Consider the following 8,651-nt stretch of genomic DNA (forward strand, 5'->3'; position numbering starts at 1 on the left):
TCAAGCGTCGCTTCGAACCCGGTCAGCCGCGCGTGCCCACCACGTGCTCGCGCCGGAAGTTGCGCGGCGTGGTCCCCACCCACTGCCTGAACCGCCGGTTGAAGTAGGCCTCGTCGGTGAAGCCGCACTGGTGCGCAATCTCCCGCACCAGCAGCGAGGTGGACGACAGCAGTTCCTTCGCGCGCTCGATGCGCCGCTCGGTCACCAGGTCGGTGAAGGTGCGGTCGGTTTCCTTGCGCAGCAGGTTGGCCAGGTAGTTGGGCGAGAGGAACGCGGCGGCGGCCGCGTCGGTGAGCGACAGCGGCTTGTCGAGGTTGTCGCGCACGTAGCGCACCACGCGCTGCAGGGCGTCGCGCTGCGAGGTCTTGCCGTTGTGCTGCAGCGAGAGCCGCATCAGCGCCTGTTCCTGGCGCATGCAGGCCAGCCCGATGACCTGCTGCACGATGCCGCGCATCGCGATCTTCGCGCCGAAGTTGCGGCCGGTGTTCAGCGCGTGCAGTTCGTCGAGCCAGCCGCGGATGCGCGCGAAGTCGGCCTCGTCGAAGGCGAAGTCGACGTACTCCTGGAACAGGAAGGGCGCGAGGTCGGGGTGCCGCGCGAGCGACACGTCGTCCAGGTCGAGCGCATCGACCTCGAGCTCGGGCCAGAGAAAGCGCTGGTCGAAGTTGACGATGCAGTACAGCGCCTCGGGCGGATGCGGAATCACATGCACCCGGTACGGCAGCACGAAGCTCAGGTGGCGCGGGCCGAAGGGCCGCACCTCGCCGCCGATGGCCTGCTGCGAGCTGCCTTCGATGCCGACCTGGATCTGGAAGTAGGCGTGCCGGTGCGGCAGCGTGAGCTCGTTGCGCGCGCCCTGGAAGCGGATGTCGAAGTCGAGGTGGTCGGCACGCTCGTGCATGCCGTAGGTGCGCACGGACGTGGCGGCAGAAGACGCGGAGGAAGAAGGAGATGAAGAAGAACGCATCGGGGCTGGCGTGGCTGCGGGCTGCTGCCCGCGAGCGTACGCCAACTTGCCGGCCGCCCGGCGCGGGAGGGTCAGACGACCACGACCTCCAGCACGCCCACGCCTGCCACGGCGCCGCGCATGCGGTCGCCGCGCTGCACGGCCGCCACGCCGGCGGGCGTGCCGGTGAAGATCAGGTCGCCGGGCTGCAGCGTGAACAGGGTCGAGAGGTAGGCGATGGTGTCGGGCACGTTCCAGATCATGTCGGCCAGGTCGCCGACCTGGCGCTGGGCGCCGTTCACGTCGAGGCGAATCTCGCCCTTTGCGGGGTGGCCGGCCTTGGCCACGGGCACCAGTTCGCCACAGGGTGCGGAGCCGTCGAAGGCCTTGCCGGTGTCCCAGGGGCGGCCCATTTTCTTGGCCTCCCCTTGCAGGTCGCGGCGGGTCATGTCCAGGCCCACGGCGTAGCCGTAGACGTGTTCGAGCGCGGCGGAGGCCGCGATGTTCGACCCACCGGTCTTCAGCGCCACCACCAGTTCGATTTCATGGTGCACATCGTTCGACAACGATGGGTAGGCAAACTCGCCGCCGTCGGCCACGATGGCGTTGGCCGGCTTCATGAAGAAAAACGGCGGTTCGCGGTCAGGGTTGTGCCCCATCTCGCGTGCATGTTCGGAGTAGTTGCGGCCCACGCAGAAGATGCGGTTGACCGGAAAGCGCGCACGCTCGCCCTGGATGGGCAGCGAATGGACGGCTGCGGGGGGAATGGCGTAGGAGGTGTCGGTGGCTGAAGTCATGCAATGACTCTATGCACTGGCTCTGGCTTCTCAGCGGACGCATCTATGCGTGTCTTGGACTCAGCTACGGTTTTATTGTTGTGCGCTGTTTGCCGTTGCTGTTCGGGACGGGTGAACAGGCCGCCCTGAAACGCAACGCGCGGCTTAGCCCGCCACGCCAAACCCGGTATCGAAGGTCCCCTTGACATCCAGCGGCTGCTTGATGAGCCCGACCTGCCGGTAGAAGTCCGCCGTGCCCTGCTGGTCCGCGATCACCTGCGCATCGATGGCCACCCACTTCTGTTGGCGACGTTCGAACTGCAGCTTCGCGGCCTCGGGCGGAATGCCGATGATGCGGGCCAGCGCGGCCGAGTAGGCGTCGACGTTGCGGTACGACCAGAGCTGCGCCTTCACCACGCGCTGCAGAAAGTCTTGCAGCACCGGGCGCTTGGCGGCGATGGCGCTGTCGGTGGCCGCCAGGTAGCTCAGGCCCGGCAACAGGCCGCGGCCGCTGACCAGCACGCGCGCATGGTTGCTGACTTCGGCCAGCGCCGTGTACGGCTCCCAGGTGGCCCAGGCGTCGACCGAGCCTTGGGTGAGCGCGAGCTTGGCGTCGGCGGGGGCCAGGAAGCGGATGTTGACGTCGTCCGGCTTGAGCCCCGCCGCCGTGATGGCCTTCAGCGTGACGTAGTGGCCGATGGAACCGCGGTTGGTCGCGATGCTCTTGCCCCGCAGGTCGGCGGCGGTCTTCAGCGTGGAGTCGGGCCGCACGAGCACCGCCGTGCCGTAGGAGTCGGAGCGGTTCGCGCCGATGGCTTTCACGCGCGTGCCGGCGGCCAGCGCGAAGATCAATGGTGCGTCGCCGATGGGGCCGGAGTCGACCGCGGCGGCGTTCAGTGCTTCGGCCAACGGCGCGGCGGCCGGAAACTCCGACCACTGGATGTCGTAGCCGAGCCCCTCGAGGCCGCCCGCCGCCTCGAGCAGCGCGCGCAGGCCGCCCTTCTGGTCGCCGGCCTTGAGCACCGGGCGGCCCTGCGCGGCGGCCCAGCCGGGCAACGCCACCGAGGCGGCGACCGATGTGCCGTGGACGAGAAAGTGTCGGCGTGAACTGAAGGTCATGGATGTTTCGCTGCTCATGCAAGGGGATCGAAAGACACGTGTTCCGCGAAGCGGACCGGGTCGGTGCTTTTCTTGAGCACGCCCACGCCACGGAAGTCGCGCGCGTAGAACTCCACCTCGTCGCGCAGGTTGCGGCCCAGCGGATGGTGGTTGTGCGTGAGCGTGCCGAGCAACGCGCGCAGGTCTTCCACCGCCACGTTGGGCGAGTACTTGGCGAAGAGCTTGGCCGATTCGTTCGGGTTCTCGGCCACGTAGTCGGAGGCCTGCGCAATGGCGCGCACCAGCGATGCGACGGTGGCCTTGTCCTTGCGCACCAGCTCGCCGCGTGCGCCGACGATGCAGCAGACCTTGTCCTTGTATTCGCCCGTGAGGTTGCTCGCCACCTCCACGTACGCGCCCTTGTTGCGCTTCTCGATCAGGTAGATGTTGGGGTCGCCGTCGGCAATGGCCTGGATCTCGCCCTTCTTCACCGCAATGTCGAGCAGGTCGGCCGGGTACTGGCGCCAGGTGACGTCGCGGTCGGCGTCGATGCCGTGCTTGGTCAGCAGGATCGAGAAAAAGTTCTTGCCCGGGCTGGTGATGTCCGACACGCCGATGCTCTTGCCCTTCAGGCTCGCGATGTCGGTCACGCCCGCGCTCTTCGCGCCCACCAGCCGCACGCAGCCGCCGTGCGAGCTGCCGACGATCTTCACGTCGAAGCCCGACTCCAGCGGCTTGAGCCAGCGGTGGATCATGCCCACGGCCGCGTCGGCCTTGGCGGTGGCCAGCGACTCCAGCAGCTGGTCGGTGGAGCCGGTGTAGTTGATGAGGTCGACCTGCAGGCCGTTGCGCTCGAAGTAGCCGCGCTCCTGCGCCACCACCACGGGCGACAGGCAGAACGCAGCGGCGTTCCAGGCGAAGGTGAGCTTGCGCGCCTGCTGCGAGAAAGCCTGCGACGCGATCAGCCCGCCGGAGGCGACCACGGCGGCGGCACCGCCTGCGCGCAGCACGCCGCGCCGTGAAACGAGCGGGGTGCGTGCGTTCACAGCAGCAGCTCCGGCTCCGCCTCGACCAGGCCTTGGTACAGGCTGTCGAAGGAATGGATGGCGCCTTCGGGCCCGCCGATCTGGCTGTGCGTGTGGCGCGCGGTGGCTTCGTCGATGGGCTGCGGCTTGCCGGCGGCTTCGGCCAGCAGCTGCGTGTGGCAGGCGTTGTCCAGCGCGATGTACCACCAGGCGGCGGCCTCCACCGTGGGGCCCGCGGTGAGGATGCCGTGGTTCTTCAGGATGGCGCCCTTCTTGTCGCCCAGCGCCTGCGCGATGCGGTCGCCCTCGCTGGTGTCGACGACCATGCCGGTGAAGTCGTCAAACAGCGCCACGTCGTCATGGAACACGCAAGCGTCTTGCGTGAGGGTGTCGAGCTTGCGGCCCAGCGTGGACCAGGCCTTGCCGTAGGTCGAGTGCGTGTGGGCCGCGGCAATGATCTTCGGGTTGTGCTCGTGGATGGCCGCGTGGATGGCGAAGGCGGCCTTGTTGAGCGGCCGGTCGCCGATGACGGTCTCGCCCTTCGAATTGACGAGCAGCAGGTCGGACACCTTGATGCGCGAGAAGTGAACGCCCAGCGGGTTGACCCAGAAGTGGTCGGTGAGCTCGGGGTCGCGCGCGGTGATGTGGCCGGCCAGGCCCTGTGCGAAGCCGAAGCGCGCGAACAGCCGGAAGGCACCGGCCAGGCGCTCCTGGCGGTGGCGGCGTTCGGCCTGCACGGTGGGGCGCGGGGGAACGGGGTCGAACCAGTATTTCTGCTGGGGGTTCGGGTTGAGCTTGAGGGGTGCGACCGCTTGGCGGTCGATGGACAGAACGGCACTCATTGGGATGATTTCCTCGTGTTCAGTTTCGGATTTCGCTCCTTCCCCCTCTGGGGCAAGGCCGGGATGGGGGCACGACGGCATCGAACGCCATGACAGTGCCGAAGGCCGCTTGCCCCCACCCCTGCCCTCCCCCAGAGGGGGAGGGAGAGATGCAAAGACAAAGAATCAGGCCGCCTTGCGCACCGAAGCCGCGCGCTGCGCCACCAGCTCCCGCGTGCGCGGAATCAACTCCCGCCCATAGTCCAGCGCGTCCTCCAGCGGATCGAACCCGCGAATCAGGAAGGTCGTCACGCCCAGGTCGTAGTAGTCGAGCAGCGCATCCGCCACCTGCTCCGGCGTGCCCACCAGCGCGGTGCTGTTCGAGCGCCCGCCGATCTCCTGCGCCACCGCGGTCCACAGCCGCTTGTCCACGCGCGGGCCCTTGTCGGCCGCGGCCAGCAGGCGCCTGGCGCCTTCGCTTTGCTGCGGACCGCCGCGGTTGTAGCCCTGCACCACGCGCAGGCGCTTGGTCTCGGCCAGGATGCCCTCGGCGCGCGCCCATGCGGCCTCCTCGGTCTCGGCCAGGATCGGGCGGAACGACACCGAGAAGCGCACGCTGCGCCCATGCTTCGCCGCCTCGGCCCGCACGCGCGTGGTCAACTCGCGCGCCTGGTCCAGCGACTCGCCCCACAGCGCGTACACATCGGCGTACTTGCCCGCCACCGGAATCGCGGCCTCAGAGGCGCCGCCGAAATACACCGGCACGTGCGGCTTGCCGTTGCGCGTCTGCAGCGGCTTCACTTCGGAGAACGCATTCTGGTAGCGGTAGTGCGCGCCTTCGTGGTCGAAGGGCTTGTCGGCCGTCCACACCTTGTGCAGCACCTCGAGGTACTCGTCGGTGCGGGCATAGCGCTGGTCGTGGCCGAGCCAGTCGCCGTCGCGGCGCTGCTCCTCGTCGGAGCCGCCGGAAATGTAGTGCACCGCGAGCCGGCCGCCGCTGAACTGGTCGAGCGAGGCGAACTGCCGCGCGGCCAGCGTGGGCGCCACGAAGCCGGGGCGGTGCGCGAGCATGAACTGCACGCGCTCGGTCACCGAGGCCGCGTAGGCCACGGTGAGCGTGGCGTCGGGGCCGGTCGAGTGGTGCGGCACCAGCACGCGGTCGAAGCCGGCGCTCTCGTGGGCCTGCGCAAAGGCCCGCACATAGTCGCGGTCGATGGCCGGGCCCTGCGCGGCGTGCACCTCCGAGACCTTCTGGCCCTGGATCATGCCGATGAATTCGACGCCGCCGTCTTGCTGTGCTTGGCTCATGGAGTTTTCCTTTTTCGGGTGGAACGGGGAAGGTGGGGAGATGAAAGCTGAAGCCGGCCGAATCGCCCGAATCAGGCGGCCGGCACCCGCAGCAGGCTCTCGAAGCTGCGGTCCCACAGCGGCTTGACGTCGGCGGGACCGTCGAGCACGCCGATCTTCAGGAAGGTGTCGGCCACGTCCTGGTGGCTGCGCACCACCGCGTCGCTCACGGGGCCCAGGCTGTAGTCGCCGCTGCGGCCGTTGAACAGCTCCACGATGTCGCCGACGGGCACGCGCGTCTCGGCCGACTGCGCACGCGCATAGGCCAGGAAGTTGCCGTTGATCCACGCGAAGGCGCGTTGCAGTCGCTGCAGCAGGTCGCCCAGCGCCGCGCGACGCAGCGCGTCGTCGAGCGCGCGCGGGTTGGCGTAGATGGGGAAGTTGCCCGACAGGTAGCCCACGCCGGTCTTGATGGTGCGCGCGCCGTACTGCGTGCGCGCCAGCTGGCCGTTGTAGCCGTAGATGGCCCAGGCATCGAGGTCGCCGCGCGCAAACGCCGACAGGCCGTCCGACGGCGTGAGGCTCACGGCCTGGATGTCGCTGAACGACAGGCCCGCCTCGGCCAGCTGCTTGGCCAGGTAGTAGTGCGAGGTGGTGGCGCGCACGTAGCCCACGCGCTTGCCCTTGAAGTCGGCAATGGTGCGAATGGGCGCGTCCTTGCGCGCCAGCGTGGCCTGGTTGTTGAGGTCTTCGTGCGTGACGGCCACCAGCTTCACGCTGGACTTCTGCCGCGCCGCGAACACCGGCGGAATCTCGCTGCCCGAGCCCAGGTCGAGCGCATCGCCGTTGATGGCCTCGATGTGCAGCACGCCGTTGTTCAGCTCGCGCCAGTCGATCTTGTAGGGCGTGTTCGCCTGCCCCGAGGCGGTGAGCAGCGGCCGCCAGAGCCCCTTGTAGGTGCCCACGCGCAGCGTGACACCTGAAAGGTCCCGCGAGGGCGCCGCGGCATGTGCCCAACCAGCAGTGCCCGCAGCGCCGGTGGCGGCCAGCGCGGCGGCCGCCTGCAGCAGGCGCCGACGGTCGAAGCGAAGGTCTGGGGCATCAGGCACATCTGGAACATCTGGCTTCATGGAGGCGAACCGTAACGAGGCCTGCGCCCGACGCGAACTCAGAAAAACGAGTTTGGTTATGCGGGATGCGTCGTTTTCCGGCGCCGGGCGCGCCGCTACCGTGCGGGAACCATGAGTGCACTCCCCTTGCGCCGCGCGTCGGCCCCGCCTGAAAACACCCCCGCGGTCGACGCGGCCCTGCTGGCGCGCCTGACGGCCCAGTTCGCCGCCACCGCGGCCGACCACGACCGCAGCGGCGCCTTTCCGCGCGAGAACTTCGCCACGCTGCAGGCGCACGGCCTCGTCGGCCTGGTGGCGCCCGCCGAATACGGCGGCGGCGGTGCCACGCTGGCGACCGCACGGCGCGTGATTGCGGCGGTGGCGCGCGGCGAGCCCGCCACGGCGCTGATCCTCACCATGACCTACCTGCAGCACCACGCATTGACGCGCGCCGACAGCCGCTGGCCGGCCGCGCTGCGCGAACGCGTGACGCGCGACGCCATGGCGCAGGGCGCGCTCATCAACGCGCTGCGCGTGGAGCCCGCGCTGGGCTCGCCCGCGCGCGGCGGCCTGCCGGCGACGGTGGCCCGCCGCCACAGCGCAGGCAAAGGTGAAGGCGACGGGTGGACGATCGACGGCCACAAGCTCTACACCACCGGCATCGAGGGCCTGAGCTGGCTGTCGGTGTGGGCACGCACCGACGAGGCGGTGCCGCGCACCGGCGTGTTTCTGGTGCCGCGCCATGCGCCCGGCGTGCGCGTGATCGCCAGCTGGGACCACCTGGGCCTGCGCGCCTCGGGCAGCCACGAGGTGGTGTTCGAGAACGTCGCCATCGACCTTGCCCACGCGGTCGACCTGCGCGCGCCGGCCGACTGGGCGCCCGACGCGGGCAGCCAGACCGACATCGACGCGCACGCCACGCAGCAGGCCTGGATGACGGTGCTGCTCGGCAGCCTGTACGACGCCGTGGCCACGGCCGCGCGCGACTGGCTGCTGGGCTTTCTGACCACGCGCGCGCCCGGCAGCCTGGGCGCGCCGCTGTCCACGCTCCCGCGCGTGCAGGAGCATCTGGGCGAGATCGAGGCGCTGCTGCGCACCAACCGCGTGCTGCTCGACGACGCCACCGCGGCGGTCGACGGCGGCCATGCGCAGCCCGGCACGGACAGCGGCCTGCTCAAGTACACGGTGACGGGCAACGCCGTTCGCGCGGTCGAGCTGGCGTTGCAGCTCACCGGCAACCATGGCCTGACGCGCCAGAACCCGCTGGAGCGGCACTACCGCGACGTGCTGTGCAGCCGCATCCATACGCCGCAGAACGACGCGGTGCTGGTGGCGGCGGGCAAGCGCGCGCTGCTGTCGACGGGAGCCGTGGCATGAGCGCGCTGCTGTTCTCCAAAGCCTCGCGCCGCGGCTGGCTCAAGCAAGGCGCGGCGCTGTCGCTGGCCGCGGCCGGCCCGTTGCGCGCCTTCTCGCAAACACAAGCCCTGACCACGCTGGTGCTCGGCGACTAGGTGTGAAGCTCCAATAGGTTGTATCCGGTGTTCATCCGGGTTGGGTTTGAGAGACTGGAAGTCGCCAAACACCCAATC

General features: G+C 69.3%; 9 protein-coding genes. 2 read left to right on the top strand and 7 right to left on the bottom strand.

Translation table 11 applies throughout. The features are described from left to right. Nucleotides 1–22: 22 nt before the first annotated feature. The 7 genes from AB6807_RS21410 to AB6807_RS21440 all read right to left on the bottom strand — a co-directional run bounded on the left by AB6807_RS21410 (nucleotide 23) and on the right by AB6807_RS21440 (nucleotide 7,062). Nucleotides 23–901, bottom strand: coding sequence for an AraC family transcriptional regulator (locus tag AB6807_RS21410; protein ID WP_371086169.1), 879 nt, complete (start codon nucleotides 899–901; stop codon nucleotides 23–25). Nucleotides 902–1,038: 137 nt separating this feature from the next. Beyond that, entirely contained in the window at nucleotides 1,039–1,743 is a 705-nt protein-coding gene (locus tag AB6807_RS21415; protein ID WP_116911193.1) for a fumarylacetoacetate hydrolase family protein, read from the bottom strand. A gap of 144 nt (nucleotides 1,744–1,887) precedes the next feature. Further along, nucleotides 1,888–2,841, bottom strand: a complete 954-nt coding sequence (locus AB6807_RS21420) for an ABC transporter substrate-binding protein (RefSeq protein WP_371086158.1) — start codon at nucleotides 2,839–2,841, stop codon at nucleotides 1,888–1,890. 14 nt (nucleotides 2,842–2,855) lie between these two features. Beyond that, on the bottom strand, nucleotides 2,856–3,866 hold the full coding sequence (locus AB6807_RS21425; protein ID WP_116911194.1) for an ABC transporter substrate-binding protein: 1,011 nt from the start codon (nucleotides 3,864–3,866) through the stop codon (nucleotides 2,856–2,858). After that, nucleotides 3,863–4,687: a class II aldolase/adducin family protein gene (locus tag AB6807_RS21430; protein WP_371086159.1), complete on the bottom strand. Its 825-nt coding sequence runs from the start codon at nucleotides 4,685–4,687 to the stop codon at nucleotides 3,863–3,865. Before AB6807_RS21430 ends, AB6807_RS21425 begins: the two co-directional genes overlap by 4 nt. A 165-nt stretch (nucleotides 4,688–4,852) precedes the next feature. After that, a complete protein-coding gene (locus AB6807_RS21435; protein WP_371086160.1) occupies nucleotides 4,853–5,974 on the bottom strand; it encodes an LLM class flavin-dependent oxidoreductase in 1,122 nt (373 codons plus the stop codon). 71 nt (nucleotides 5,975–6,045) lie between these two features. Then, nucleotides 6,046–7,062, bottom strand: coding sequence for an ABC transporter substrate-binding protein (locus AB6807_RS21440; RefSeq protein ID WP_371086161.1), 1,017 nt, complete (start codon nucleotides 7,060–7,062; stop codon nucleotides 6,046–6,048). 132 nt (nucleotides 7,063–7,194) lie between these two features. Here AB6807_RS21440 and AB6807_RS21445 point away from each other — a divergent pair, with 132 nt between their 5' ends. Together AB6807_RS21445 and AB6807_RS21450 are read left to right on the top strand one after the other, a co-directional pair. Further along, a complete protein-coding gene (locus tag AB6807_RS21445) occupies nucleotides 7,195–8,439 on the top strand; it encodes an acyl-CoA dehydrogenase family protein (RefSeq protein ID WP_371086162.1) in 1,245 nt (414 codons plus the stop codon). Further along, nucleotides 8,436–8,573, top strand: a complete 138-nt coding sequence (locus AB6807_RS21450) for a hypothetical protein (RefSeq protein WP_371086163.1) — start codon at nucleotides 8,436–8,438, stop codon at nucleotides 8,571–8,573. The genes AB6807_RS21445 and AB6807_RS21450 overlap by 4 nt, the downstream gene beginning before the upstream one ends. The last annotated feature ends 78 nt before the right edge of the window (nucleotides 8,574–8,651 follow it).

The organism is Variovorax sp. RCC_210 (assembly GCF_041355175.1).
Lineage (GTDB): Bacteria > Pseudomonadota > Gammaproteobacteria > Burkholderiales > Burkholderiaceae_C > Variovorax.